Source organism: Aurantimonas sp. E1-2-R+4 (assembly GCF_036549515.1).
In the GTDB taxonomy this organism is placed as follows: domain Bacteria; phylum Pseudomonadota; class Alphaproteobacteria; order Rhizobiales; family Rhizobiaceae; genus Aurantimonas; species Aurantimonas coralicida_A.
The window spans coordinates 1-1,573 of the sequence record NZ_JAZHLK010000128.1; the positions used below are offsets into that span (position 1 = coordinate 1).

1 protein-coding gene is annotated in these 1,573 nt (G+C 63.2%); it reads left to right on the forward strand.

Features of this window, described 5'->3' with window-relative positions:
• Nucleotides 1-1,290, forward strand: a 1,290-nt coding sequence (gene istA / locus VQ045_RS21650; RefSeq protein WP_331831597.1) for an IS21 family transposase, incomplete at its 5' end; no start/stop codon positions are given.
• Between the last annotated feature and the right edge of the window lie 283 nt (nt 1,291-1,573).

Genomic DNA, 1,573 nt, shown 5'->3' on the forward strand with positions numbered 1-1,573 from the left:
GACTGGATTTATGTGGAGAAGGAGTTGCGCCGACGCGGCGTGACGCGCGTGCTCTTGTGGGAAGAGTATCGCGCCGCCAATCCCGACGGCTTTGGCTATACGTGGTTTTGCACGACCTTTGAGGCCTGGAAAGGACGCGCGCGCCCGACAATGCGTCAGACGCACATGGGCGGCGAGAAGGTGTTCGTCGATTTCGCCGGCGACACCATCGACATCTTCGATCCCGTCACCGGCGAAGCGCACGCCATGAAGCTGTTCGTCGCGGCGATGGGGGCTTCGAACTACACCTATGCCGAGGCTTGCCCGAGCGAGAGCCTGCCCGACTGGATCGGCGTGCACACGAACCTGTTCAGCTTTCTGGGCGGCGTGCCGAAGTTCGTGGTCTGCGACAATCTCAAGGCCGCCGTCACCAATCCCGATCGCTACGATCCCGGCCTCAACCGAACCTACGCCGAGATGGCGAGCCATTACGGCACAGCGATCCTCGCGGCGCGGCCGAGACGCCCGAAGGACAAGGCGAAGGTCGAGGTCGCCGTCCAGATCGCGCAGCGCTGGATACTGGCGCGCCTGCGCAATCACCGGTTCTTTACCCTGGCGGAGCTGAACGCCGCCATCCGCGTGCTCGTCGTCGAACTCAACGCCCGCCAGATGCGCGGCTTCGGCTCCAGCCGTGTCGGACTCTTCGCCGAGATCGACAAGCTCAAGCTGGGAGAACTGCCGGACCAGCCCTACGTCTTTGCGCGCTGGAAGCGTTGCCGCGTCGCGCCCGACTATCATGTCGAGATCGACGGGCACTGGTATTCCACCCCTTACCGCCTGATCCGTGAACTCGTCGATGCGCGCATCGCCGACAAGACGGTCGAGATCTTCCATAAGGGTCAGAGGATCGCGAGCCACGCTCGTGCGCCCAACCGGCGCGGCCACACGACGATTGCCGATCACATGCCGAGCGCGCACCGTCGCTATGGCAAGTGGACGCCGGGAGGAATGATCGCGGCCGGCGAGAAGATCGGTCCCTCCACCGCCGCCTTCTTTCAAGCCGTCATCGCTGCCCGGCCTCATCCCGAGCAAGGCTTTCGCACCTGCCTCGGCATTCTGTCGCTGGCCAGGAGCTACGACAAAGCGCGCGTCGATGCAGCCTGCCAACGCGCCATCCTCATCAAGGCACGCTCCGTCGCCTCGATCCGTTCGATTCTCAAGAACGGCCTTGATCGCGCTTTCCTCGACGAGACGCCCGATCACCAACCCCTGCGCCACGGCAACATCCGCGGTCAGGGCTATTTCCACTGAACCAGGGAGATCTCAATGCTCACGCATCNCACGCTCCGTCGCCTCGATCCGTTCGATTCTCAAGAACGGCCTTGATCGCGCTTTCCTCGACGAGACGCCCGATCACCAACCCCTGCGCCACGGCAACATCCGCGGTCAGGGCTATTTCCACTGAACCAGGGAGATCTCAATGCTCACGCATCCCACCAATGAACGGCTGATCGCACTCGGCTTGACCGGAATGGCCAAAGCCTTCGAGGAACAGCGACGATCGCCGGATCTCGATGCCCTGTCGTTCGAGGAG